The sequence below is a fragment of the Kaistia dalseonensis genome (genome assembly GCF_030814715.1).
GTDB lineage: Bacteria > Pseudomonadota > Alphaproteobacteria > Rhizobiales > Kaistiaceae > Kaistia > Kaistia dalseonensis.
This window is the reverse complement of sequence record NZ_JAUSVO010000002.1, coordinates 600,323-625,041: the sequence shown is the minus strand read 5'-3', so window position 1 is coordinate 625,041 and position 24,719 is coordinate 600,323. Positions and strand designations below refer to the sequence as shown.

General features: G+C 65.6%; 29 protein-coding genes. 9 read left to right on the top strand and 20 right to left on the bottom strand.

All coding sequences use genetic code 11. The annotated features are described in order from the left end of the window. Positions 1 to 157 precede the first annotated feature (157 nt). A complete protein-coding gene (gene olsB / locus QO014_RS09105) occupies positions 158 to 1,018 on the top strand; it encodes a l-ornithine N(alpha)-acyltransferase (protein ID WP_266348617.1) in 861 nt (286 codons plus the stop codon). A 30-nt stretch (positions 1,019 to 1,048) separates the two neighbouring features. Here olsB and QO014_RS09100 read toward each other — a convergent pair whose 3' ends face one another. From QO014_RS09100 to hisB, 10 genes are all read right to left on the bottom strand, one after another. Then, positions 1,049 to 1,687 carry a trimeric intracellular cation channel family protein gene (locus QO014_RS09100; protein ID WP_266348366.1) on the bottom strand — a complete coding sequence of 213 codons (639 nt, stop codon included), beginning with the start codon at positions 1,685 to 1,687 and terminating at the stop codon, positions 1,049 to 1,051. Between the two features lie 14 nt (positions 1,688 to 1,701). Then, positions 1,702 to 2,319: a nucleotide exchange factor GrpE gene (gene grpE / locus QO014_RS09095; RefSeq protein WP_266348365.1), complete on the bottom strand. Its 618-nt coding sequence runs from the start codon at positions 2,317 to 2,319 to the stop codon at positions 1,702 to 1,704. 146 nt (positions 2,320 to 2,465) lie between these two features. Next, positions 2,466 to 3,365 (bottom strand): cation diffusion facilitator family transporter, encoded by a 900-nt coding sequence (locus QO014_RS09090; RefSeq protein WP_266348364.1) that lies wholly within the window; start codon positions 3,363 to 3,365, stop codon positions 2,466 to 2,468. Positions 3,366 to 3,492: 127 nt separating this feature from the next. Beyond that, complete coding sequence (gene coaA / locus QO014_RS09085) at positions 3,493 to 4,446, bottom strand: type I pantothenate kinase (protein WP_266348363.1); 954 nt, start codon at positions 4,444 to 4,446, stop codon at positions 3,493 to 3,495. Positions 4,447 to 4,471: 25 nt separating this feature from the next. Beyond that, entirely contained in the window at positions 4,472 to 4,795 is a 324-nt protein-coding gene (locus QO014_RS09080) for a phosphoribosyl-ATP diphosphatase (RefSeq protein ID WP_266348362.1), read from the bottom strand. A 10-nt stretch (positions 4,796 to 4,805) separates the two neighbouring features. Further along, on the bottom strand, positions 4,806 to 5,594 hold the full coding sequence (hisF, locus tag QO014_RS09075) for an imidazole glycerol phosphate synthase subunit HisF (RefSeq protein WP_266348361.1): 789 nt from the start codon (positions 5,592 to 5,594) through the stop codon (positions 4,806 to 4,808). Further along, positions 5,594 to 6,334 carry a 1-(5-phosphoribosyl)-5-[(5-phosphoribosylamino)methylideneamino]imidazole-4-carboxamide isomerase gene (gene hisA / locus QO014_RS09070; protein WP_266348360.1) on the bottom strand — a complete coding sequence of 247 codons (741 nt, stop codon included), beginning with the start codon at positions 6,332 to 6,334 and terminating at the stop codon, positions 5,594 to 5,596. The genes hisF and hisA overlap by 1 nt, the downstream gene beginning before the upstream one ends. Further along, positions 6,334 to 6,984, bottom strand: a complete 651-nt coding sequence (gene hisH, locus QO014_RS09065) for an imidazole glycerol phosphate synthase subunit HisH (protein WP_266348359.1) — start codon at positions 6,982 to 6,984, stop codon at positions 6,334 to 6,336. Before hisH ends, hisA begins: the two co-directional genes overlap by 1 nt. Then, positions 6,981 to 7,481: a DUF2628 domain-containing protein gene (locus QO014_RS09060; RefSeq protein ID WP_266348358.1), complete on the bottom strand. Its 501-nt coding sequence runs from the start codon at positions 7,479 to 7,481 to the stop codon at positions 6,981 to 6,983. The genes hisH and QO014_RS09060 overlap by 4 nt, the downstream gene beginning before the upstream one ends. An 8-nt stretch (positions 7,482 to 7,489) precedes the next feature. Further along, a complete protein-coding gene (hisB, locus tag QO014_RS09055) occupies positions 7,490 to 8,083 on the bottom strand; it encodes an imidazoleglycerol-phosphate dehydratase HisB (protein WP_266348357.1) in 594 nt (197 codons plus the stop codon). Positions 8,084 to 8,278: 195 nt separating this feature from the next. Between hisB and hslV the strand changes: the two genes are divergently transcribed. From hslV to QO014_RS09035, 4 genes are all read left to right on the top strand, one after another. Continuing rightward, complete coding sequence (gene hslV / locus QO014_RS09050; RefSeq protein WP_266348356.1) at positions 8,279 to 8,845, top strand: ATP-dependent protease subunit HslV; 567 nt, start codon at positions 8,279 to 8,281, stop codon at positions 8,843 to 8,845. Beyond that, the gene (locus QO014_RS09045; RefSeq protein WP_266348355.1) at positions 8,835 to 9,353 is read left to right on the top strand and encodes a GNAT family N-acetyltransferase; all 519 of its coding nucleotides are present in this window, start codon (positions 8,835 to 8,837) and stop codon (positions 9,351 to 9,353) included. The genes hslV and QO014_RS09045 overlap by 11 nt, the downstream gene beginning before the upstream one ends. Continuing rightward, entirely contained in the window at positions 9,350 to 10,654 is a 1,305-nt protein-coding gene (gene hslU / locus QO014_RS09040; protein WP_266348354.1) for an ATP-dependent protease ATPase subunit HslU, read from the top strand. The genes QO014_RS09045 and hslU overlap by 4 nt, the downstream gene beginning before the upstream one ends. A 147-nt stretch (positions 10,655 to 10,801) precedes the next feature. Continuing rightward, complete coding sequence (locus tag QO014_RS09035) at positions 10,802 to 11,809, top strand: DUF1402 family protein (protein WP_370877120.1); 1,008 nt, start codon at positions 10,802 to 10,804, stop codon at positions 11,807 to 11,809. Positions 11,810 to 11,889: 80 nt separating this feature from the next. On the opposite strand, the gene QO014_RS09030 is transcribed toward QO014_RS09035, so the two are convergent. Genes QO014_RS09030 through QO014_RS09015 form a run of 4 tightly spaced genes read right to left on the bottom strand, consistent with a single transcriptional unit; the run spans position 11,890 to position 14,731 of the window. Continuing rightward, positions 11,890 to 12,264 carry a helix-turn-helix domain-containing protein gene (locus tag QO014_RS09030; protein WP_266348352.1) on the bottom strand — a complete coding sequence of 125 codons (375 nt, stop codon included), beginning with the start codon at positions 12,262 to 12,264 and terminating at the stop codon, positions 11,890 to 11,892. Then, positions 12,261 to 12,869, bottom strand: a complete 609-nt coding sequence (locus QO014_RS09025) for a Smr/MutS family protein (protein ID WP_266348351.1) — start codon at positions 12,867 to 12,869, stop codon at positions 12,261 to 12,263. The genes QO014_RS09030 and QO014_RS09025 overlap by 4 nt, the downstream gene beginning before the upstream one ends. Next, positions 12,866 to 13,963: a murein transglycosylase A gene (gene mltA / locus QO014_RS09020; protein ID WP_266348350.1), complete on the bottom strand. Its 1,098-nt coding sequence runs from the start codon at positions 13,961 to 13,963 to the stop codon at positions 12,866 to 12,868. The genes QO014_RS09025 and mltA overlap by 4 nt, the downstream gene beginning before the upstream one ends. A gap of 15 nt (positions 13,964 to 13,978) precedes the next feature. Beyond that, complete coding sequence (locus QO014_RS09015) at positions 13,979 to 14,731, bottom strand: Tim44/TimA family putative adaptor protein (RefSeq protein ID WP_266348349.1); 753 nt, start codon at positions 14,729 to 14,731, stop codon at positions 13,979 to 13,981. A gap of 264 nt (positions 14,732 to 14,995) precedes the next feature. On the opposite strand from QO014_RS09015, the gene secB reads away from it, so the two are divergent. Beyond that, the gene (secB, locus tag QO014_RS09010) at positions 14,996 to 15,478 is read left to right on the top strand and encodes a protein-export chaperone SecB (RefSeq protein WP_266348348.1); all 483 of its coding nucleotides are present in this window, start codon (positions 14,996 to 14,998) and stop codon (positions 15,476 to 15,478) included. 2 nt (positions 15,479 to 15,480) lie between these two features. On the opposite strand, the gene dnaQ is transcribed toward secB, so the two are convergent. The 5 genes from dnaQ to QO014_RS08985 form a co-directional block, all read right to left on the bottom strand. Next, positions 15,481 to 16,194, bottom strand: a complete 714-nt coding sequence (dnaQ, locus tag QO014_RS09005; RefSeq protein ID WP_266348347.1) for a DNA polymerase III subunit epsilon — start codon at positions 16,192 to 16,194, stop codon at positions 15,481 to 15,483. Positions 16,195 to 16,292: 98 nt separating this feature from the next. Beyond that, complete coding sequence (gene coaE / locus QO014_RS09000) at positions 16,293 to 16,886, bottom strand: dephospho-CoA kinase (RefSeq protein ID WP_266348346.1); 594 nt, start codon at positions 16,884 to 16,886, stop codon at positions 16,293 to 16,295. After that, a complete protein-coding gene (locus QO014_RS08995) occupies positions 16,883 to 17,731 on the bottom strand; it encodes a shikimate dehydrogenase (RefSeq protein ID WP_266348345.1) in 849 nt (282 codons plus the stop codon). Before QO014_RS08995 ends, coaE begins: the two co-directional genes overlap by 4 nt. A 10-nt stretch (positions 17,732 to 17,741) precedes the next feature. Beyond that, positions 17,742 to 18,335 (bottom strand): Maf family protein, encoded by a 594-nt coding sequence (locus tag QO014_RS08990; protein ID WP_266348344.1) that lies wholly within the window; start codon positions 18,333 to 18,335, stop codon positions 17,742 to 17,744. Then, positions 18,332 to 19,177 (bottom strand): pyruvate, water dikinase regulatory protein, encoded by an 846-nt coding sequence (locus QO014_RS08985; protein ID WP_266348343.1) that lies wholly within the window; start codon positions 19,175 to 19,177, stop codon positions 18,332 to 18,334. Before QO014_RS08985 ends, QO014_RS08990 begins: the two co-directional genes overlap by 4 nt. Before the next feature lie 415 nt (positions 19,178 to 19,592). On the opposite strand from QO014_RS08985, the gene hemE reads away from it, so the two are divergent. The 3 genes from hemE (at position 19,593) to rho (ending at position 22,576) form a co-directional block, all read left to right on the top strand. Continuing rightward, the gene (gene hemE, locus QO014_RS08980) at positions 19,593 to 20,639 is read left to right on the top strand and encodes a uroporphyrinogen decarboxylase (protein WP_266348342.1); all 1,047 of its coding nucleotides are present in this window, start codon (positions 19,593 to 19,595) and stop codon (positions 20,637 to 20,639) included. A gap of 13 nt (positions 20,640 to 20,652) precedes the next feature. Continuing rightward, entirely contained in the window at positions 20,653 to 21,081 is a 429-nt protein-coding gene (gene hemJ, locus QO014_RS08975; RefSeq protein WP_266348341.1) for a protoporphyrinogen oxidase HemJ, read from the top strand. A 229-nt stretch (positions 21,082 to 21,310) separates the two neighbouring features. After that, complete coding sequence (rho, locus tag QO014_RS08970) at positions 21,311 to 22,576, top strand: transcription termination factor Rho (RefSeq protein ID WP_266348340.1); 1,266 nt, start codon at positions 21,311 to 21,313, stop codon at positions 22,574 to 22,576. A gap of 76 nt (positions 22,577 to 22,652) precedes the next feature. On the opposite strand, the gene QO014_RS08965 is transcribed toward rho, so the two are convergent. Beyond that, a complete protein-coding gene (locus QO014_RS08965) occupies positions 22,653 to 24,695 on the bottom strand; it encodes a thioredoxin domain-containing protein (RefSeq protein WP_266348339.1) in 2,043 nt (680 codons plus the stop codon). Positions 24,696 to 24,719: the final 24 nt, after the last annotated feature.

Genomic DNA, 24,719 nt, shown 5'->3' with positions numbered 1-24,719 from the left:
GGTTTACCTGTGCGATGGTAGTTTGGCCTCGCATTCCCCGAGGGGATGTGGCGCATGAGGGGATCATGTTATGATCAAGCGCGGTGGCAGTTCGGTTTTTGAACGCGGCATTCAGATGCCCGCACCCATCGCGGCGTTGCCGGATCTGTCCCGGCGCATGCTTCAGGGGTTCAGGCTGCCCATGCCGAAAGGTCTTCGTCCGGTCTCGATCCCGCCCGAACCGCTCGGCCGGATCGGTGCGCTGGAGGTGCGCCTTGCGACGACACCCCGCGAAGTGAAGAAGGCGCAGAAGCTGCGCTACAAGGTCTTCTACGAGGAAATGTCGGCGATTGCCGATATCCAGACCCAGATGTCGCGCCGCGATCGCGACGCCTTCGACGCGATCTGCGATCACCTGCTGGTCATCGACCATGATACGCGGACCAAATCGGGCGAGGCGGCCATTGTCGGCACCTATCGCCTGCTGCGCCAGGACGTCGCCGACCGCTATTCCGGCTTCTATACCGCGAACGAATTCGATGTCGGCCCGCTGGTCGCGCGCCATAACGGGCTGCGCTTCCTGGAGCTCGGCCGTTCCTGCGTGCTGCCGCCCTATCGCACCAAGCGCACGGTCGAACTGCTCTGGCACGGCATCTGGTCCTATGTCCGCGCCCACCGCATCGACGTGATGATCGGCTGTGCCTCGCTGGAGGGCACCAATCCGGATGCGCTCGCCCTGCAGCTTTCCTTCCTGCACCATCACGCGCGCGCGCCATCCGACTGGTCGGTCGGCGCCCTGCCCGGCCGCCATGTGGCGATGGACCGCCTGCCGCCGGAGGCGATCGACATGAAGAAGGCGCTGCACGCGCTGCCGCCGCTGATCAAGGGCTATCTGCGGCTCGGCGCCTATGTCGGCGAGGGCGCGGTGATCGACCGCCAGTTCGGAACGACGGATGTGCTGATCGTCATGCCCGTCGCCGCGATCAACGAGCGCTACGTCAATCATTACGGCGTCGACGCGACCCGCTACGCGGCCTGAGGCACGGCCAAGCGAACGGCGCGGGCCGGCTCAGCGCGGCGGAAATTCGCGCCCGGGGCGGGAGCGGTAGGTCGGCAGTGTCCAGCCGAAATAAAGCGCGCCGGCGCGCACGATGAAGGCCGCGATTGCGCCGAGGAAGGCCGCCGGCCAGAAGCCGAGGCCGAGCATATGGCCGCCGACGAAGAGCGCCGCGCCGACCATCGTCGCCGTCACATAGATTTCCTTGCGCAGGATGACCGAGGGTTCGCCCGCAATGATATCGCGGATGATGCCGCCGAAGGACGCCGTCATCACGCCCATCACCACTGCGCCGAACGGGCTCGCCCCGGCATCGAGCGCCCGCGCGGCGCCCATGACGCAATAGCCCGATATGCCGACCGCGTCGGCCCAGAGCAGCAGGCGATAGCGATATTCGACGAAAGGCGCGACGAAATAGACGGCGACCGCCGCGACGACGCAGAGGATGACGGGCCCGGGCTCGCGAATCCAGAACACCGGCGTCGCGCCGAGAATGACGTCGCGCAACGTGCCGCCACCGACGCCCGTGATCGCCGCGAGAAAGGCGAACCCGACCAGGTCGAGTTCCTTGCGCGAGGCGGCGAGGGCGCCGGTGATGGCGAAGACGGCGACACCGACCAGATCCAGGGCGTGGAGGAGCACTGGATCCAATCACGCCTCCTTGATCAGCTGGCCGAACCGTCCGTCGATTCGGTCTCGGGCTTGGCGGTGGGCTTCGGCTTCGGCGCGCCCTTGGCGACGCCGACCATGGCCGGGCGCAGCACGCGCTCGCCAATGACATAGCCCGACTGCATCACCTGCATGACCGTGCCGGCCGGCTTCTCCTCGGTCGGAACCTCGAAGATCGCCTGGTGCAGGTTCGGATCGAACTTCTGGCCGACCGGATCGAGCTTGCGCACGCCGTGCTTCTCGAGCGACTTCTGCAGGTCGCGTTCGGTCATCTCGACGCCATCGATCAGCGCCGTCAGCGCCTCGTTGCCGGCACGCGCGCCTTCCGGCACGGCCTCGATGGTGCGGGCCAGATTGTCGCCGGCGGTCAGCATGTCGCGGGCAAAGGCGGCGATCGCATACTGGCGCGCATCGGCGACTTCGCGCTCGGTGCGGCGGCGGAGATTCTCCATCTCGGCCATGGTGCGCAGGACGCGATCCTTGAGCTCCGTCGTCTCGGCTTCGAGCGCTGCGATGCGCGCCTCAGCTCCGCCGGCCGCCTCGCCCGCGGCGGCTGCCGACTGCGCCTCGGCAGGCGTTTCGGAACCGGGCGTGGACTGCGTATCGTTGGACATTGCGAACTCTCGCTTTTTTCTCAGGATAAGGGGTTGCGCCCGATATCGAGATTTCCGAGCGGAAAATCAAGCTTGGCGGCGCCTAAAGCGCTTTCAAGCGAAGTGGCACGCGGTTCGCGTGAAGAAAACGCGACCAGATAGATAGGCTAGAGCACCAGAACGCCGTGATGGAGCGCTTCGGCCTCCGGCTCCACATGGATCAGAACCTCGGCGCCCTCGACCGATTTTTGCAGCGCCGCCTCGAGCCGGTCGCAGATCGCATGCGCTGCCGCAACCGTCATCGAGCCGGGCACGACCAGATGGAACTCGATGAAGATAGCGCGGCCGGCGCTCCGCGTCCGCAACTCGTGCACCTCGATCGCGCCTTCCGCTTCCAGCGAGATCGTGGTGCGGATCTCGCTTTCCACGGCGGTCGAAACCGCATGATCCATCAGCCCGCCGACGGAATCGCGGATGACGCGCCAGCCCGACCAGAGAATGTTGAGGGCGACCAGCACGGCCATGGCGGGATCGAGGACGGTCCAGCCGGTGACATAGACGAGGACCAGGCCGATCAGGACTCCGGCCGAGCTGACCACGTCGCTCGTCAGGTGCCACGCCTCGGCGATGAAGGCGGGCGAGCGGCGCTGGCGGCCGAAGCGGAAGAGATAGAGCGCCCAGAGCCCGTTAATGCCGGTCGCGCCGATATTGAGCGCCATGCCGAAGCCGACATTCTCCAGTTCGCGCCGATCGGAAAAGGCGAACCAGGCCTCGCGCATGATCAGCATGGCGGCGAGCACGATCAGCACGCCTTCGAGCACGGCGGAGAAATACTCCGCCTTGTGGTGTCCGAACTGGTGGTCGCTGTCGGCCGGCTTGTTGCTGACGCGGATCGCCCAGAGGGCGGCGAGCGCCGTGATCAGGTTGACGACGCTTTCGAGCGCATCCGAATAGAGCGCGACGCTGCCCGTCTGGAGATAGGCCACATATTTGAGGGCCATCACGACGACCGCGATCACGATCGAGCCGAGCGCGACAAGCGTCCTCTTATCCGTCCAGCTCTTCATGATCGACCTTCCCGTGGCGAAGCGTCCGGGCGACCTAACACCCGCGCGGGCGCGCTTCAACGCCTATCTTCGCAACTGCGAACGAGTGGCAATCCAAGGCGGGAAAACCGCGCCGCGCCTCGCTTTCTCAGATGCGGCGCAGCGCGACTTCCTCGATGAGGTGGCGGTGGCCCTTGCGCAGGATCAGATCGGCGCGCGGCCGGGTCGGCAGGATGTTGTCGCGCAGATTGACGAGGTTGATCCGCGACCAGAGCCGCTCGGCGATCGCCAGCGCATCCTCGTCGGAAATCATCGCATAACGATGGAAATAGGAGTTGGGGTCGCGGAACGCCGTCTCGCGCAGGCGCTGGAAGCGATTGACATACCAGCGGTGAATGTCCGCCTCGGCGGCATCGATATAGATCGAGAAATCGAAGAAATCCGAGACGAAGGGCACCGCCTTGCCGTCGCGCGGCAGGCGCGGCGCCTGCAGCACGTTGAGCCCCTCGACGATCAGTATGTCCGGCCGGTCGATGATGACGCGCTCGTTCGGCACGATGTCATAGACGAGGTGGGAATAGACCGGCGCCGAGGCCTTCTCGGCGCCCGCCTTGATGTCGGACAGGAAATCGAGGAGGGCCGGGAGATCATAGCTCTCGGGGAAGCCCTTGCGTTCCATCAGCCCTTCGCGCTCGAGCACGGCGTTGGGATAGAGGAAACCATCCGTGGTGATCAGCGCCACCTTCGGCGTATTGGGCCAGCGGGTGAGCAACGCGCGCAGCACGCGGGCCGTGGTGGATTTTCCGACCGCGACCGAGCCGCCAATCCCGATGATGAAGGGCGTCTTGCCCTCGGCCGAGCCGAGAAAGGTGCGCGTCGCGTTATAGAGGCCTTGCGTCGCGGCGACGTAGAGGCTGAGCAGGCGCGACAGCGGCAGGTAGATGCTGATCACGTCACTGATCGAGATCGGGTCGTTCAGGCTTCTGAGCCGCGCCAGATCGTCTTCATCCAGCGTCAGCGGCGTGTCGGCCCTGAGGCTCGCCCATTCCTCCCGCGTGAAATAACGATGAGGGGCGTGCTCGGGGCGCGATTGCGTATCCATCAGCGACGTTCCTGCGAGCGACCGGCTATTCCGGCGGCCGCGATGCCTTTTCCTCGAGCCCGGTACGGCCGGTGCGGCCGGCGAGCTCATTCATGACGGCGTCGAGCGGTACGTCGCTCGCTTCCAGAACCACCAGCAGATGGTAGAGCACATCTGCCGCCTCTGACGTCAAGGCGGCCCTGTCCTTCTCGGCGGCGGCAATGGCGAGTTCCACCGCCTCCTCGCCGAATTTCTTCGCGGCCCGGCTCGCGCCCCTGGCGACGAGCTTGGCCGTATAGGAGCCGGGATCGCCGGAATGGGCGCGCGTCTTGATGATCGCGGCGAGGTCGGCGAGCGTGAATGAAGACAAGCTGTTCTCCTCAGCCATCGAGCCGCATCGGAATGCCGGCCGCCGCCATATGGGCCTTGACCTCGCCGATCGTGAACTGCCCGAAATGGAACACGGACGCGGCGAGCACCGCGCTCGCATGGCCGAGACGCACGCCGTCGACGAAATGATCCAGCGCGCCGACACCGCCCGACGCGACGACCGGCACGGTAACCGCATCGGCAATGGTGCGCGTCAGCGCGAGGTCGAACCCGTCGCGCGTGCCGTCGCGATCCATCGAGGTCAGCAGAATCTCGCCCGCGCCGAGCGAAGCGACCTCGATCGCATATTCGACCGCGTCGATGCCGGTCGGCTTGCGGCCGCCATGGGTGAAGATCTCCCAGCGGTCGTGATGGTCGCCGTTGAAACCGCGCCGCGCGGTCTGCTTGGCGTCGATCGCCACCACGATCGCCTGCGCGCCGAACTTCTCCGCCGCTTTCGCGACGATGGTCCGGTCAGCCACGGCAGCGCTGTTGATCGCCACCTTGTCGGCGCCGGCCAGCATCAGCGCGCGGATATCCTCCACAGCGCGCACGCCGCCGCCGACGGTGACCGGCATGAAGCAGGCCTCGGCGACACGGGCGACGACATCGAGGATCGTGCCGCGATTTTCATGCGTCGCGGTGATGTCGAGAAAGCAGAGCTCGTCGGCGCCGGCGGCGTCATAGGCCTTGGCGGCCTCGACCGGATCGCCGGCATCGATGATATCGACAAACTGCACGCCCTTGACGACACGGCCGTCCTTGACGTCGAGGCAGGGAATGACACGGGTCTTCAGCATCAGGCGAGCTCCCGCGCCCGGCGAATCAGCGCCAGCGCTTCCCTGGGGTCGAGGCGGCCATCATAGAGGGCGCGGCCGGAGATCGCGCCCTCGAGTATCGCACAGTCGGGCTCGAGCAGCCGGCGGACATCGTCGAGGGAAGCGAGGCCGCCCGAGGCGATGACGGGGATCGAGACAGCATTGGCGAGCGCCAGCGTGGACTCGATGTTGAGGCCCTTCAGCACGCCGTCGCGGTCGATATCGGTGAAGACGATCGCAGCGACGCCGGCATCCTCGAAGCGGCGGGCGAGTTCCACCGTCGAAAGTTCGGAAGTCTCCGCCCAGCCCTCGACCGCGACCTTGCCGCCGCGCGCATCGATGCCGACCGCGACGCGGCCGGGATGCGCCTTGCAGGCGGCGCGGACGAGATCGGGATCGCGCACCGCGATCGTGCCGAGGATGACACGGGCAATGCCCTTTTCGAGCCAGGCCTCGACACCGGCCATGTCCCTTATGCCGCCGCCGAGCTGCACCGGCATCTTGACCGCGCCGAGGATCGCCTCGACCGCCGCGCCATTGACCGGCTTGCCGGCAAAGGCGCCGTTCAGGTCGACGACGTGGAGATAGTCAAAGCCCTGCGCCTCGAAATCGCGCGCCTGGGCGGCCGGATCGGCGTTGAAGACCGTGGCCTGATCCATGTCGCCGAGCTTCAAGCGGACGCACTGGCCGTCCTTCAGGTCGATGGCGGGAAAGAGGATCATCAGGGCTTCCACTTCAGGAAGTTGGCGAGAAGGGCGAGACCGAGCTTCTGGCTCTTCTCGGGATGGAACTGCGTACCGGCAATATTGCCCGTCGTCACGATCGCCGTGACCGGGCCGCCATAGTCGGCGGTCGCGACGATATCGGCCGGATCATCGGCATAGAGCTGGTAGCTGTGCAGGAAATAAGCGTGCCAGCCCTGCTCGCCCAGCGGAATGCCCTCGAGCAGCGCGTGGCCGGAGGCTGCGTTCAGCGTGTTCCAGCCCATATGCGGGACCTTCAGGTGTGGATCCGTCGGGTGGATCTCACGGACCTCGCCGGCAATGCGGTCGAGCCCTTTGGTCACGCCATATTCGATGCCGCGCGTCGCGAGCAGCTGCATGCCGACGCAGATGCCGAGGAACGGGCGGCCGCGACCGTCGATCGTCTCGTTGATCGCCTCGATCATGCCGGGAACAGAATCGAGGTTGGTCCTGCAATCGGCAAAGGCGCCGTCGCCCGGCAGGATGACATGGTCGGCCTTGGCGACGAAATCCGGCTCGGAGGTGATGATGACGGCTTCCGGCCGGCCGATCTGGACGCTGGCGAGTTCCAGCGCCTTGCCGACCGAGTGAAGATTGCCGGCGCCGTAATCGATGATCGCGATCGTCATGTTTGTGTCCCTGCGGTCGGAAACAGGCCGACGATACCCGTCGGCGTTTCACGCAGCGTCGTGATGGGCAGTGTCCGGGCGGCCGGGCCTGGTGTCGGCTGTTGCGGCGCGGCGGCATGTCCGCCGACCCAGCGCGTGAAGAAGCGGATTTCCGCATCGTCGCGCCGCCGGCCTTCGGCCACGCCTTCAAGCGTGTAGCCGCGCCGGTCGAGGCTCCAACCGCGCAGCGCATTGCCCTCGAAGCCGAGCACGAAGGGCGTCAGCACGCCGAGCGCCATGGAGACCGGGGCGAGCTCGGACCCGGCCAGAAGCGCCATCGCGACGGCGGCGAGGCAATAGAAGGCGAGCACGATCCACAGGCGCCGATAGAGCATCCAGGGCAGCGGGATCAGGAACGCCGCCCAGCTGAAGCTCTCCCGGACGAAGACGAAATGCTCGGGCGAGGCCGCGCCGCCGGTCGGGGGAGCGGGCGGGGCATAGACCTTGTAGACTGCCATGATCGCCCTCAGTCGCCCAGCTTGCCCTTGGTCGACGGCACACGGTCCGCCTGGCGGGGATCGATCGCCACCGCTGCCCGCAGCGTGCGCGCGAGCGCCTTGAAGCAGGTCTCGGCGATATGGTGATTGTTCTCGCCATAGAGGTTTTCGATATGGAGCGTGATCCCGGCATTCTGCGCGAAGGCCTGGAAGAACTCCTTGAAGAGCTCCGTATCGAAATCGCCGACCTTGGGACGCGAGAATTCGACCTTCCAGACCAGATAGGGCCGGCCGGACACGTCGATGGCGCAGCGGGTCAGCGCCTCGTCCATGGCGAGATGCGTATCGGCATAGCGCGTGATGCCACGGAAATCGCCGAGCGCCTTACGGAGCGCAAGGCCGATCGCGATGCCGACATCCTCGACGGTGTGGTGCTGGTCGATATGGAGATCGCCCTTGGCCACCACCTTCAGGTCGATGAGACCGTGGCGGCCGAGCTGATCGAGCATATGATCGAAGAAGCCGATGCCCGTGGAAATCTCGGACAGGCCGGTGCCGTCGAGATCGAGCGTGACCGCGATCTCGGTTTCCTTCGTCTTGCGCTCGACCGTGGCGCTGCGCATATCAGCTTCCTTCTCACCGAAGACAGGCGGGCTTTTAGCAGGCGTTCCCTTGGAATGCCACAAGAGACCTCTCAAGCGAGGCCCCGGCTTGAGCAAGCCTTTGCAGGATGCAGCCAGGCTCCTACATATGAGCCTCGAACCAGGGATCGCCGCGGGGCCTTTCGGGACCAAGGCGATCTGCCACGAAAGCACGATATGACCCATTCCGAAAATGACAGCCCCTATGGCCCTTGGCACGGCACGACCATCATCACCGTCCGCAAGGGCGGCAAGGTGGTGATCGCCGGCGACGGCCAGGTCTCGCTCGGCCAGACGATCATCAAGGGCAATGCCCGAAAGGTGCGCCCGCTCGGCAAGGGCGGTGTGATCGCCGGTTTCGCCGGCTCGACGGCCGATGCCTTCACGCTGCTGGAGCGCCTCGAAGCCAAGCTCGAGCAATATCCCGGACAGTTGACGCGCGCCTGCGTCGAACTCGCCAAGGACTGGCGCACCGATCGTTACCTGCGCCGGCTCGAAGCCATGATGCTCGTCGCCGACAGGACGACCAGCCTGGTATTGACCGGCACCGGCGACGTGCTGGAGCCGGAAGGCGGCGTGATGGGCATCGGCTCGGGCGGCAATTACGCGCTCGCCGCCGCGCGCGCGCTGATCGATACCGACCAGAGCGCGGAGCAGATCGCCCGCAAGGCGATGGCGATCGCCGCCGATATCTGCGTCTACACCAATACGAGCGTGACGCTCGAACAGCTCGATGCCGCCTGAACCCGCCTTTCATTACGCTTTCCGGCCGATGATTTTCGCCGATCTTGACTGGATCGCGAAATGGCTGGCGAACCCGCATGTCGCGGCATGGTGGAACGACGACGTCGAGGAAGAGGTGGAGAACATCGCGGCCCATATCGGCAGCGCCTCGGTGAAGCCCTACATGCTCGAGATCGATGGCCGGACCGCCGGCTACATCCAGAGCTACGACCCGCATGCCGAGGCGGGCCACCCCTACCAGGACCAGCCGCCCGGCACGCTCGGCATCGACCAGATGATCGGCGAGCCCGATCTCGTCGGGCTCGGCCACGGGCCACGGATGATCATGGAATTTGCGCGCCTGCGCTTCGATGAAGGCGTGCCGCGCCTCATCATCGACCCGGATCCCGACAACCACCGTGCGATCCGCGCCTACACCAAGGCCGGCTTCACCATTTTCGACCGGCGCACAACGATTTACGGTCCCGCGCTCATGATGAGGCGCGACCTTGAGGACAAGACGGTATGACCAATTTCTCACCCCGCGAGATCGTGTCCGAACTCGACCGCTTCATCATCGGCCAGAATGATGCGAAGCGCGCCGTCGCGATCGCGCTGCGCAATCGCTGGCGCCGCCAGCAGCTCGAAGGCGCGATGCGCGAAGAGGTGCTGCCGAAGAACATCCTGATGATCGGGCCGACCGGCGTCGGCAAGACCGAGATCTCGCGCCGCCTGGCCAAGCTCGCCGGCGCGCCCTTCCTGAAGGTCGAGGCGACCAAGTTCACCGAGGTCGGCTATGTCGGCCGTGACGTGGAGCAGATCATCCGCGATCTCGTCGAAGTCGGCATCGGGCTGACGCGCGAGAAGAAGCGCAAGGATGTCGAGGCCAAGGCGCATCTCTCGGCCGAGGAGCGCGTGCTGAACGCGCTGGTCGGCGAATCATCGAGCCCGGCGACGCGCGAGAGCTTCCGCAAGAAGCTGCGGGCGAACGAGCTCGACGACAAGGAAATCGAGATCCAGGTCCGCGACCAGTCGAACGGCATGCCGCAATTCGAGGTTCCCGGCATGCCCGGCGCCTCGATCGGCGTGATGAATATCGGCGACATGCTGGGCAAGGCGTTCGGCGGCAAGACCAAGACGCGCCGCGTCACGGTCAAGGATTCCTACAAGGTTCTCATCGACGAGGAATCCGACAAGCTGCTCGATGACGAACAGGTCACGGCCGAGGCCATTTCGGTGGTCGAGAATGACGGCATCGTCTTCATCGACGAGATCGACAAGATCTGCGCCCGTGACGGCCGCTCCGGCGACGTCTCGCGCGAGGGCGTGCAGCGCGACCTGCTGCCGCTGATCGAGGGCACGACGGTCGCGACCAAATACGGGCCGGTGAAGACGGACCACATCCTCTTCATCGCCTCGGGCGCGTTCCATATCGCCAAGCCGTCCGACCTGCTGCCGGAACTGCAGGGCCGCCTGCCGATCCGCGTCGAGCTTTCCGCGCTGACGCAATCGGAGTTCCGCCAGATCCTGACGGAGACGGAGGCGAGCCTGATCAAGCAATATGTCGCGCTGATGCTCACCGAAGGCGTGACCCTGGAGATCACCGACGACGCGATCGATTCGATTGCGCGCATCGCGGTCGAGATCAATTCCTCGATCGAGAACATCGGCGCGCGAAGGTTGCAGACCGTTATGGAACGCATCCTGGACGAGATTTCGTTCGCGGCACCCGATCGCTCCGGCGAAACCGTGACGGTGGACGCGGCCTATATCGAGGCCCATATCGGCGATCTCTCGCGCAACATGGACCTGTCGCGCTACATCCTCTGACGACGAGGCCAACCCTTCGAAAGGCCCGGCTGCCCGTTCAGGCGGCCGGGCTTTTTCATGCCCCTATGCCGAAGGCGGCAGACACCATCGCGTGATCGTCGTCACACTTCGTTAACGATGCCATGTTGCAGGCCACATTCCGATGCTATAAGCGCCGCCTGTCGCGCCGGGCTCGCCGGTAGCATCTATCTGACCTTCCGGCGGACCGCATCAATGCGTCTACTGCGCAGCACAGCCCTTCTCCTGGCCCTTTCGATCAGCCCGGCGCTGGCCGTGGTCAACGATCCGCCCGGCAATCGTTCCAAGACGCAGCCGCCGATCGACATGAGTTCGATCAAGCGCGTCGGCGAGACGAAGGAGAGCTTCGAGGGCAAGTACCAGAAGATCTACGCCCTGCTGAAGCGCGACAAGAACCTCATCCGATCGATCAAGAAGTCCGCCGCCCAGTACGGCATCGACCCGATCCACATGATCGGCGCGATCGTGGGCGAGCACACCTACAATGTCGGCGGCCTCGACAGCGCCCAGGCCTATTATGTGAAGGGACTCGCCTATCTCGGCACCAAGGACCTCGCCTTCGGCTATGCCGGCATATCGATCGCCAGTTTCGTGGCGCGGCCGGAATTCGCCGACTGCAACGATCTCACCACCAATTACGACCTGTGGACCTGCCGCGAGAATGTCTGGGACTCGACGTTCCGTGGCAAGAGGGTCGACGGCGTCTCCTATCCGCGCGACCGCTTCTCCAAGGTGTTCTTCCAGCCGCTCTTCGCCGGCCAGACCTTCGGCCTCGGCCAGATCAATCCGCTGACGGCGCTGACCGTCACCGATATCGTGCACAGGAAGAGCGGCCTGCCGCTGCTCGACATGGACAAGGCGCCTGAGGTCTACCAGGCAATCATGGACCCGGACATTTCGCTCGACTACATGGCGGCGATCATCCGCCTGTCGATCGATGTCTATCGCGATACGGCCGGCGTCGACATTTCCGACAATCCCGGCATCACCGCGACGCTCTACAATATCGGCGACGTGAAGGTGCGCGCCCGGACGCTCGCGGCGGCGCGCAAGCGCAACAAGGCGGCCTGGCCGGAAGAGAACTATTACGGTTGGCTGATCAATGAGCGCGAGGACGAGCTGCGCAAGCTGCTCTGACGCGTTTCGCCCGGAAACGCGCTCGATCATAGTTCGCGTTTCCTTCACGCGAACCGGTGTCCACTTCGCTCGGAAACGCTCTAGGCAGCACCGTCGCGGCGCGCGGCGTCCAGCACCGCCTTCTTGATGTCGCGCAGCGATTTCGGACCGAGACGGCCGATCTTGTCGGCGATGAGATGCGCGAGCTCGGTCGCGGCGGGATCGAGCCCGGCCGTATCGACCACCACGCGCGGATGCGAGCGCTCGGCGAGGCGCTGCAACTCCTCCGCATCGTCCCAGATCACATTGAAATAGGCGATGATCCTCTGCAGCGTCAGCCAGCTCGGCGTGCCACGCCGACCATGTTCGAGCGCCGAGAGATAGGAGCTCGATACGCCGATCTCGTCGGCCATCGTCTTCAGCGACACCTTCCGCTCGGCGCGAAGCTGGCGCATGCGCTGGCCGAAGGGCGTCATGGCTCGTCGACTCCGTGGCCCCGCCGCCGACGGATGCGGACATAGAGCGCGCCGCCGCCGCCATGAGTCTGGTGGGCCTCCTCGAAACCGATGACGATCGAGCGCAGGCCCGGTTCGGCGAGCCATTGCGGCACGCGCCGGCGCAGCACGCCGCGCTCGGCGAACTCGCCATAATGCGGATCGCCGCCGGCCTTGCCCTTGCCGGTGATGACGAGAACGAGCCTGGCGCCCTGGGCCTGCGCACTGAAGAGGAAGCCGCGCAGCCGATCATGCGCGTCGAGCTGGGTCAGGCCGTGCAGGTCGATCCGCGCATCGATGCCGACCGTGCCGCGCGCGACGCGGGTCAGCGTGCGGCGCTCGATCGGATGGAGCGGGGGATGGGCGGGCGGTTGTGGCGGCGGAACCGGCCTGGGCGGCGCGGTATCCGCGCCTTTGCCGCGCAGCTTCTTGACGGGTGCGACGACCGGCGGCGGAGCGGGTTCAGGTTCCGGCTCGGGCGGCGGCTCGACGACCGCATCCTCGACACGCAGAGGCTCGACGGTACGCGCCACGGCGGCCCAGAGCGTGCGCTCTTCCCGCGAAAGGCCGCGACGACGCCGGCTCAACCGAGCCTCCGCGGCGCGAGCACCACGAACCCGCCTTTCGCCTGCGTGCGGCCGGCCACCCGGCCCGCCGCATCGCCGGAGCCGAAGAAGATGTCGCCACGTGCGGCGCCCAGAATGGCCGAGCCCGTATCCTGCGCCACCAGCAGATGGCGGAACGGCGCGCCGCCCTCCTCGGCCGGCAGCGTCGTCTCGATCCAGACCGGCATGTGGAAGGTGTGCAGCGTGCGATCGACGGCGAGGCTGCGGCCGGGCGTCAGCGGCACCTTGGCGGCGGCGATCGGCCCGAGGGAGGGATCCTGCACCGCCGCCTCGCGGAAAAAGATGAAGGAGCGGTTTTCCCACATCATGGCGCGGGCCTCGGCCGGATGGGCGCCGAGCCAGGCCCGGATGGTCTGCATCGTCACGCCACCTTTCTGCAGCGCGCCGTGCTCGATCATCACGCGGCCGATCGGCGTATAGGCATGGCCGGATTTCGCGGCATAGGTGACGCGGAGCAGGCCGCCATCGGCGAGACGCAGCCGCGCGGCGCCCTGGATGTGAATGAAGAACGCATCGACCGGATCAGCGAGAAAAGCGAGTTCCAGCCCACGGCCGGCCAGCGCGCCGCGCTCGATCTCGCCGCGCTCGAAGAACGGCTCGAACCCCGTATAGGTCTTGCGCGCAAAGCGCATGCCGGGCTCGAGGCCGGGCGGCGGATTGTGCTCGTCGATCTCGACCAGTTCGGGCGGCGCGCGATAGAGCGGCACGTCGAAGCCGGCGCCAGGGACGAGCGCAGCCTCCGCCTCGGGCTCGTAGAAGCCGGTGAAGAAGCCCTCGCCTTCATCGGGCTCGACGCGCACCGGCTGGAAATGCGTTTCGAAGAAGCGCCGCGCCGCATCGCGGTCGAGAATGACCGGCTCGGCCATGGCGGCACGCGCGATCGCGGAAAGCGCCGCGCCATCGAAACCGAGCGCGCGCGTCTTGGGCGGATGATCTGCAATATGCGCCGCGCTCAGGCGAAAGGCGCTCCAGGCGGCGGCGTGATCATCATCCGGCCAGCCGGCGAGATCGCTGAAATCAAGGGGAACGAGCCGCGCGCGCGGTGCCGTCGACACGGCGCTCTCCCCGCCTCACTCGACGGTTTCGGTCGCGACGAGCGTCCAGTTCGGGTCACGGGAATTGACGTCGCGCGCAAAGGTCCAGATGTCGGTGACATCGGCGACATGGACGGGATCGCCATCCACCACCTCGCCGGCCTTGTTGCGCGTCGCCGATACGATCTTGGAGACGAAGCGCGCCGTGATCTGCGCCGTGCCGCCCTTCTGGGTGGCTTCGGTGATTTCGGCCTTGTCGATGCCGACGAAATTGAACTCGACCGTCTCGCCGCGCTGTTCGCGCTCGCTGATCGCGGCCGCGAAACCGTCGAAGACCTCACGGCCGAGCAGCGGCTTCAGCGCCTTGCGGTCGCCGCGCGCAAAGGCGCTGACGATCATCTCGTAAGCCGTGCGGGCGCCGTCGATGAACTGCTTGGGATCGAATGTCCGATCGGCGGCCATGATCGCGACCAGACCGGCGGCGAGGGGCGAATCCGGCGGCGCGATGGCGGCGATGCGTTCATCGGCGACGGTGATCGGAGCCGGCGTCGCAGCAATGGCGGCATCGTCGCGCCGGGGCAGGCTCACAACCTTGCCGCCATTGGCGTCGGCGCCCTTGGCATCGGTACCCTTGGCATCGGTATCGTTCGCGGCCGTACGGCGCGAGAAGGGATCAAAGGGACGGCGTTCGCTGCCGGTGCGCTGGCCGAGCACGCTGCGCAGCTTGAAGAAGATCACCACCGCGAGGACGAGGAAGATCAGCGTGTAGATATCGACGAAGCCGGTCATGCCGAAGGCGTCCTGTCCTAATTCCTGCGGCCATGAGGCCAATTGCTGCCAACCAAACCACTATAGCATGTGGTCATGGTCGGTTGCCGATCCAAGGGCGTCAAGCGTTCAAGCCCGATCCCCGCCCGATCTGTCAAGGGGCACGGCCTTCCACACACGCTTCCCGGAGGCCCGCGCGCGGCTTGTATCACGCGATGGGAAGTGTTAGCGAGCCAACCGTCTGATCGGCCAGGAGCTGCCGATCGCGCAAGGGAGCGCCGCTTGATGGCCGAAAACAACGAAGACGCCCGCTCGCTGGGCCAGCCGAACCTCACGGTCCTGTTGCAGTACGTCAAGGACCTGTCGTTCGAGAACCCGGACGCGCCGCGCTCTCTGGGCCCGCGCCGGACTGCGCCGAATATCAATATCGGCATCAACGTCCAGGCCAATCCGCTCGATGCGGAGGATTTCGAGATCGAGCTCCGGCTCGAAGGCCGCGCCACCGACGGTGACCAGACGCTCTTCGTCGCCGAGCTGGTCTATGCCGGCGTGTTCCGCATCTCCAATGTGCCGAGCGAGAACCTGCCGCCGCTGCTGATGATCGAGTGCCCGCGCCTGCTGTTCCCCTTCGCGCGCCAGATCCTCGCCGACATGACCCGCAATGGCGGCTTCCCGCCGCTGCTGATCGACCCGGTCGATTTCACCGCGCTCTATCGCCAGCGCCTGATGGAATTCGCCCAGAACCAGCCGAGCGGTCGCCCGAGCTAGGACTATTCAGCGCCCTCGGCGGCATAGCTCCGCCAGAGGGCGCTTTCGCCCATCTTCGCGATGAACTGCCCATGCGCCGCGCGCTCCGCGTCGGTCACGCGCGGGGGCAGAAGCACCGAACGCGGCACGACCAACGCCGCCGCCGCCGTGAACTCGGCTTCCGCGGCCGCGACCGCTTCGTCGGTGACGAGAACCAGATCCGGCTGCCGGCCGCCGATCAGTTCGAGATAGACTTCAGCCAGCAGCTCCGAATCGACCAGGCCGCCATGGACGGTACGCTTGGCCGTATCGATGCCGTAGCGCGCGCAGAGCGCATCGAGCGAATTCGGCCCCATCGGATGCTTGCGCCGCGCGAGCACCAGCGTGTCGATGACACGCGCCGGCGCGACGGGCGGCTTGCCCAGCCGCGCGAATTCCGCATTGATGAAATTGATGTCGAAGGTGGCGTTGTGGGCAATCAGCATCGCATCGCCGATGAACGCCTCGAATTCATCGACCACCGCGCTGAAGACCGGCTTGTCGGCAAGGAACTCGTCGGAGAGGCCGTGGACGCGGAATGCCTCGGCCGGCATGGAGCGTTCCGGGTTGATATAGACGTGGTAGGTCTGCCCGGTCGGCAAATGGTTGACCAGCTCGACGCAGCCGATTTCGACCAGCCGATCGCCCTTCAAGGGATCGAGGCCCGTCGTTTCCGTATCGAAGACGATTTCGCGCACTGTCAGTTTCCGATCACATCAAGCCCGAAATATCAGGCGCTCATGGTGGGCATGGCGCGGGCGAGCCGCAAGGTCCGCCGCGCTTATCCACGATCCGTTCATGCCGCGGCGCGGGCCGCGAGCGCGCGGACGATCCCGGCCACGGTTTCCGCCGTCGCTTCGAAGCGGCCGCTGGTATCGACCACGAAATGCGCCCGCCGCCGCTTTTCGGCATCCGGCATCTGGCGGCCGAGAATCCTCTCGAACTTTTCCACCGTCATCCCCGTTCGCCGCAGCACGCGCTCGCGCTGCAATTCGGCAGCCGCCGAGGCGACCACCACGACATCGACACGGCTTTCGCCGCCGGTTTCGAGCAGCAGCGGAATATCGAGGACGATCATGCGACGCCCGGCAGCGCGGGCCTGCGCGATGCGCTCGATCTCCGCTTCATGCACCAGCGGATGGACGACTGCCTCCAATCGCTTCAGCGCGCCGGGATCGGCAGCGAGCAGGGCAGTCAGCTTGGTGCGGTCAATGGCGCCATCGACCACGGCCTCGGGGAACAGAGCGCCGACGGGCTCGACGGCCTTGCCGCGATAGAGCGCGTGCACCACGGCATCCGCATCATGGATCACGGCGCCTTCGGCCGCAAAGAACCGCGCCACGGTTGATTTGCCCATGCCGATCGAGCCGGTCAGGCCGATCCTGATCATGCGACTTGACCGATATCGGCGAGGATCAGCGCGCGCAGTTCATCCGTCACCACCGGGCGCTGGCCGAACCAATGTTCGAAGCCCGGCACCGCCTGGTGCAGAAGCATGCCGAGGCCATCGACGGTCCTGAGACCGCGCGCCTTCGCAGCCGCCAGAAGCGGCGTTTCGAGCGGGATATAGACGATATCCGTCACCAGCAGCCGATCATCGGCCGGGCCGAGGTCGATCTCGAGTGGCGGCTCGCCCTGCATGCCGAGCGAGGTCGTGTTGACGAGCAGCGCCGCATGCGGAAGCAGGGCCGGCAGGTCCTCGAAGCTCGCCGCCTCGATGCCGGGGCCGAAGCGTTCCGCCAGAGCCTCGGCGCGGGCGCGCGTGCGATTGACGACATGAACCGGCGCGAAGCCACGTGCCTTCAACGCCCAGATGACGGCGCGCGCCGCACCGCCGGCACCCAGCACGATCGCCGGGCCACCGGCGCTGTCGAAGCCCGGCGCCAACTGGTCGAGATTGGCGAGAAAGCCCGGCGCATCCGTATTGGCGCCGACAAGCGCGCCCTCTTCCAGCCAGACCGTATTGACCGCGCCGAGCGCGGTTGCGACCGCGTCGGCACGACTGACGGCGGCGAACGCTGCTTCCTTGTGCGGCACGGTGACATTGGCGCCGATGAACGGCCCCTTCGCGAAATCGCGAAAGAACGCCCCAACATCCTCCGGCGCCACGGCATGGCGGACATAGTCGCCGGCAATCCCCAATTGCTGCAGCCAGTAGCGATGAATGATCGGCGAACGGGAATGCTTGATCGGCCAGCCGATGACGCAGGCGGTCGGAATAGAAGGCGTGGTCATTGAACTCGTCTCAGTTCGAAATCGCGTCGAGGTCGCGCAGCGCGCCGAGAAGCGGCAGCAGCGGCAGGCCGAGAATGCTGAAATAGTCGCCTTCGATCGCCGAGAACAGCTGAATTCCGACGCCCTCCAGCATGTAGCCGCCAACCGACCAGAGAATGTCGTCACCCGCCGCGGCGAGATAGCGCTCGATTGCGGCCTGGTCGAGCGGGCGCATCGTCAGCGTCGCCGTATCGAGATGACGCCAGAGCACGACGCCGTCGCGCGCCAGCGTCACGGCGCTGCGCAGATGATGCGGGCGGCCGGCAAGGCGCGCGATCTGGCGGCCGGCATCGGCGAGATCGACCGGCTTCACGAACCGCTCACCATCGAGATCGAGCACCTGATCCGACCCGATCACCAGCGCACCCGGACTATGTACCGATACGCCGAGCGCCTTCGCATCGGCAAGAGCCTGGGCGATCTCCGACGGCGGCACGCCGGCTTCCAGTAGCGGCGCTTCCACGGCGCGCTCGTCGATCGGGGAGGCGACCGCCTCGAAGGCGATCCCCGCATTGGCGAGCAGCGCACGACGCGCCTTGCTCGTCGAGGCCAGAATAATCGTCATCGCGGCTGGCCTTCCTTGAGCGCGGCATTGCCCCGCCGCAATGCGAGGATTGCCGTCGCCGTCTCCTCGATCGAACGCCGCGTCACATCGATCACCGGCCAGCCATTCCGCGCGCAGATCCGGCGCGTGGTGGCGATCTCGTTGGCGACGGCGGCGCGATCGACATAGGGATCGTCGGCCGCGAAACTCGACAGCGCGAGCACGCGATTTTCGCGCATCTGCACGATGCGGTCCGCCGTCGCCACCAGCCCGACGATCAACGGCCGGCGCGCCGCCTCGAGCTGTTCGGGCAGCGGCACGCCGGGCACGATCGGTATGTTGGCGGTGCGCACGCCGCGATTGGCGAGATAGATGCTCGTCGGGGTCTTTGACGTCCGGCTGACGCCGATGATGACGATCTCGGCAAGGTCGAGTTCTTCCGGCAATTGGCCGTCGTCATGCATCATGGTGAAGGTCAGCGCCTCGATGCGGCGGAAATAGTCGCCATCGAGCGTATGTTGCGCGCCGGCCCGCCCCTCGCGCGACGCGCCGAGATAGGATTGAAACACCTGCAGCACGGGATCGAGCACGGAAAAGCAGGGAACCGCGATCTCCCGGCATCCCGCCTCGAGCGGATCGGCAATGGTTCGATCGACCAGCGTGAACAGCACGATGCCCGGTTCGCGCTCTATATCGCCCAGTATATGCTCGATCTGTTTCGGCGAGCGCACCATGGCGTGAAGGTGCTCGATGACGGTCACGCTCGGATATTGCGCCGAAGCCGCCTTGGCGGTCGTCAGCAGCGTCTCGCCGGTCGCATCGGAAACCAGATGCAGATGGAGGTGCCGCGCCTCGCTCTTCAAACTTACCCCCAGCCCTGTGGATGATGACGGGACAATGACGGTCCCGGGCGCCGATCGGGCGAACTGTCCGCGATCGCATCAAAATGATCAACAGCGGCTGAGGCTGGGGATAGAAATGTCCCCCTGTCGGCATCAGTGAGAATAAGGCCGCCTTCGCCACAATTATTAACGAGGTATTAACAACCTGGCCCGGATCGCTCAAATTTTAACGACCGTGAAAGAACTCGCCTGAATCAAGGTGCTAGCGCGGACGACCTCCGGTTTTTCCCCAGAGCCCGTTTGCGGGCCCAAAACCGTCCTTTCGCGATGGTGGCTTCGGGGTCGCATTGTGGATGAAGAGGAATGACGGTAATTCCCCCCTCAAGAAGAAGAAGAATCCAAGAATCCTCTTTCTCTTTTTATTGAGGTGGCGACGGTGCATAACGATCCGACGACACGGAAGCCGGAACAGCGCTTCCTGCGCGTTCTGGGCGGCGAAGCCCTCGCTTCCCCGCCGATCTGGCTGATGCGTCAGGCTGGGCGCTATCTTCCCGAGTATCGGGAACTGAGGGCCAGGGCCGGTTCGTTCCTCGATCTCTGCTTCTCGCCGGAGCTTGCCGCCGAGGTGACGATGCAGCCGATCCGCCGCTTCGGCTTTGATGCGGCGATCCTGTTTTCCGACATTCTCGTCATCCCGCATGCGCTCGGCCGCTCCGTTCGCTTCGTCGAAGGCGAGGGGCCGCGACTGGACCCGATCACACCCGGAGAGATCGACGGACTCGTCGTCGAAGGCGTCGCCGATCGGCTGCGGCTGGTCATGGAGACTGTAGAGCGTGTTCGGGCGGAGCTGGCCCCTGACAAGGCCCTGATCGGCTTCTGTGGCGCTCCCTGGACGGTTGCGACCTACATGATCGCCGGACGCGGAACCACGGACCAGGCGCCGGCCCGCCTTTTTGCCGCCCGCGATCCCGAGATGTTCGACCGTCTGATCGACCGTCTGGTCGCGGCGTCGACGGATTACCTCCTGGCGCAGCTGCGGGCGGGCGCCGATGCGGTCCAGATCTTCGACAGCTGGGCTGGTGTCCTGTCGCCCGAAGCCTTTGCGCGCTGGTCCTCCGGTCCGATCGCGCGTATCGTCGCCGGCATCAGGGCCGAGATTCCCGACGCGCGGATCATCGGCTTTCCCAAGGGCGCTGATCGGCAGATTTCCGCTTTCGTCGCCGAGACCGGTGTGGACGGGATCGGGGTCGACTGGACGGTTCCACTTGGAGCCATCCGCCAGGAGACAGGGGGGCGCGTCGCGCTGCAGGGCAATCTCGATCCGATGATCCTGGTCGCCGGCGGCGCCCGGCTCGATGCCGCGGTCGACGCCATACTGGCGGCGATGGAAGGCGGGCGGCTGATCTTCAATCTCGGCCATGGCATCGTGCCGGAAACGCCGATCGCGCATGTCGAACAACTCGTCGCCCGCGTGCGGCGCTGAAAGGCACGGGACGATGGCCTATTATGATTGGCTGAAAGCGCTGCACGTCATCGCGGTGATAGCGTGGATGGCGGGGATCTTCTATCTGCCGCGCCTCTTCGTCTATCACAGCCGCGCCGCGGTCGGTTCGGCGGAATCCGAGACGTTCAAGGTGATGGAGCGCAAGCTCCTGCGGCTGATCATGAACCCGGCCATGATCGTGACCTGGGTGGCCGGTCTCGCCATCGCCTATCTCGGCGGCTGGACGCAGCAGGGCTGGTTCGTCGCGAAATTCATTCTTGTGATCGCGATGAGCGCTTTCCATATGTGGCTGAGCGCGAAGCGGCGTGCCTTCGAGGCGGACCGCAACCAGCTGTCCGAGCGGACCTACAGGCTGGCGAACGAGATTCCGACCATCCTCATGATCCTCATCGTGATTTTAGTCGTGGTGAAGCCTTTCTGAGGTTTTCCAGCGATTATTGGCAGATGGCAGCGCTTGAGGCGCTTGCCGTCAGTCATTTGACCGATTATGCTGCGCCATCTTGTCGAAGCAGACGGGCGCCGATCGTTCCGCCAGGAATGAGAGATGCGTCGTGCCGGCGGCCCTTGGTCCAGCCAGGCTTAAGTTCTGCGCAATCCCCACGATTGATCCATTCGTCTTCCGTGAATCCAAACGAGATTCAAAAAAACACATGCGTGAAATGAAACTGCAGGACCTCAAGGCCAAGTCTCCCACGGAGCTGCTGGCCTTTGCCGAAGAGCTTGAGGTCGAGAATGCGAGCACGCTGCGCAAGCAGGAGCTGATGTTCGCGATCCTGAAACAGCTTGCCGACAATGATGTCGAGATCGTCGGCGAGGGTGTCGTCGAGGTTCTCCAGGACGGCTTCGGCTTTCTGCGTTCGCCGGATGCGAACTATCTCGCTGGTCCCGACGACATCTACGTCTCGCCCTCCCAGATCCGGCGCTTCTCGCTCCGCACGGGCGACACGGTCGAGGGCCACATCCGCAGCCCCAAGGATGGCGAGCGCTACTTCGCCCTCCTCAAGGTCAACACGATCAATTTCGAAGACCCCGACAAGGCGCGCCACAAGGTCCATTTCGACAATCTGACGCCGCTCTATCCCAATGAGCGCTTCAAGATGGAGCTGGACGTTCCGGCCTCGAAGGACATGACGCCACGGATCATCGATCTGGTGGCGCCGCTCGGCAAGGGCCAGCGCGCGCTGGTGACCGCGCCGCCGCGCACCGGCAAGACCGTGTTCCTGCAGAACATCGCGTCCTCGATCGCCGTCAATCACCCGGAATGCTATCTGATCGTGCTGCTCATCGACGAGCGGCCGGAAGAAGTCACCGACATGCAGCGTTCGGTGAAGGGCGAGGTCATCTCCTCGACCTTCGACGAACCGGCGACACGCCATGTCGCCGTCGCCGAGATGGTGATCGAGAAGGCCAAGCGCCTCGTCGAGCATGGCCGCGACGTCGTCATCCTGCTCGATTCGATCACCCGCCTCGGCCGCGCCTACAACACCGTCGTGCCGTCATCCGGCAAGGTGCTGACCGGTGGTGTCGACGCCAATGCGCTGCAGCGCCCGAAGCGCTTCTTTGGCGCCGCGCGTAATATCGAGGAAGGCGGCTCGCTGACGATCATCGCCACCGCGCTGATCGATACCGGCAGCCGCATGGACGAAGTCATCTTCGAAGAGTTCAAGGGCACGGGTAACTCCGAAATCATCCTCGACCGCAAGGTCGCGGACAAGCGCACCTTCCCGGCGATCGACATCACCCGCTCGGGCACGCGCAAGGAGGAACTGCTGGTTCCGCCGGACGTGCTCAAGAAGATGTATGTGCTCCGCCGCATCCTCATGCCGATGGGCACGGTCGACGCGATCGAGTTCCTGCTCGACAAGCTGCGCCAGACCAAGAGCAATGCCGATTTCTTCGATCAGATGAACACCTGATCCACCGACCAGGGCGAGGAGACCACAAGGACCCCTCGCCTTTTCCCTGCCAGGATCTTCGATCCCGCAGGATGGTTCACGCCGGCGACCAGACGGTCCCGGCCCGGCCTTCGAGCAGCGCGGCGAGATCCGCGGCCTCAGTGACCGGCAGCGAACAACGCCCCTCCTGACAGACATAGGCCGTCGCCCGGCTCTCGATCGCGCTCTTGCCGAAGGCCGGATGAGCGGGTGAGAGCAGATCGCCGTCATCGCGGAGATCGAGCACGATATCCGATCGCCAATGCGCATCGACGACGGCGCGCAGTTCACGGCCGGTCGTGCCGGGCGGTACGATGATGACGACCGTGCGGACGCGCAGGCGCAGATCGAGCGCGCCGAGCAGGCTCGCCGTGCCGAACACATTGGCCACGATATTGGCGGCGGAGCCAGCGAGGATCGCATCCGCCCGGGCGCGGAAACGGTCATCGCCGGAATAGGCCCAGAGGCGGATCAGCGTGTCGGCGGCGAGGCCGTGCGGATTGGGCGTCGCATCATCCGTCCGGTCGCTCTTCCTGATGATCACCGCCTCGCCGTCATCGGCCGTGAGATGATAGCCGCCATCGGCGGTGCGGTGATGCGCGTCGAGATCATCGAGGAAGCGAATCGCATCGGCGACATAGCGCGCGCGCTGCGTCGCCTGGTGCAGGGCGAAGGCCGCATGCGCCATGGTGGCGAGATCGGATGAGAAGCCCGGATGGACCATCTTGCCGGCGCGGAGCGCATGGCCAAGCCGACCATCCCGCGCGACCGATTCGGTTATGAAACGATAGGCCGTCTCGGCGTGGGCGACCCAGAGCGGCTCGCCCAGCAACTGCCCGGCGAGCGCTAGGCCGGCAATGGCATAGCCGTTCCAGTCGACCAGGATCTTGTCGTCGAGCGCCGGTCTCGGACGCTGGTCGCGTGCCACGCGCAGTTCGGCCAGGATCCGGCGCCGGCGGAGATCATCGGCAGCGCCGAGGCTCTCCGGCGTCGCGAGGCGGTTCGGGATCGAGACGTGCTCCCAATTGCCGGCCGGCGTGATGTCATAGAGCGCGGCGATGAAGGCGGCGTCGTCCGGCCCGAGCAGCGCGTCGAACTCGGCACGGCGCCAAACATAGAAGCGCCCCTCGCCGCCTCCGGAATCCGCGTCGAGGCTCGCCGCGAAGGCGCCGCCCTCGAGCTGCATCTCGCGCAGCAGCCAGCCGATCGTGGTTTCGATTCGGTCGCGAAACAGATCGGCGCGGGGCGAGATCCGGGTCGCGAGCGCGAGGCGTTCGAGCAGCAGGCCATTATCGCTCAGCATCTTCTCGAAATGCGGCACCAGCCATTCGGCATCGACGGAGTAGCGGGCGAAGCCGCCGCCGACATGATCGAAGATGCCGCCCTGGCTCATCCCGGCCAGCGTGGTGTCGACGATCGCGGCGAGATCGGCGCGGCCGGTGCGTTCATGGCAGCGCGCGAGAAAATCGAGTACCGGCGTGTTGGGAAATTTCGGCGCGCCGCGCGTGCCGCCCTTCTCGCGGTCCATGATGTTCAGGATGGCGTCGCCGGCGCGGTCGAGCAGTTCCTCGTCGAGCGGCACCGAGCCTGCGTCAGGACGCGGCTTGGCGAGATGGGCGGTGATGCTGTCGGCCTGGGCGAGGATGGCGTCACGGTCTTCGGCGTAGAGCCTGGCGATCTCGGTCAGCACCTGGCGGAAGGACGGCTTGCCATAGCGCGCCTCGTTCGGAAAATAGGTGCCGCCCCAGATTGGGCGTGCCGTCGGCGTCAGGAACATGGTCAGCGGCCAGCCACCCTGATCGCCGAGCGCGTGCAGCGCGGCCATGTAGATCTGGTCGATATCGGGCCGCTCCTCGCGGTCGACCTTGATGTTGACGAAGAGACGGTTCATGAGAGCCGCCGTCGCCTCGTCCTCGAACGATTCATGTGCCATGACATGGCACCAATGGCAGGCGGCATAGCCGATCGAGAGCAGGACCGGGCGATCGAGCTGCCGGGCCTCCGCGAAGGCGGCTTCGTTCCAGCCACGCCAATGAACGGGATTATCCCGATGCTGCAGCAGATAGGGGCTGGTCTCGTATTGGAGCAGATTGCCGGACATCGCGCCCTCGCTGGTCAATGAGCA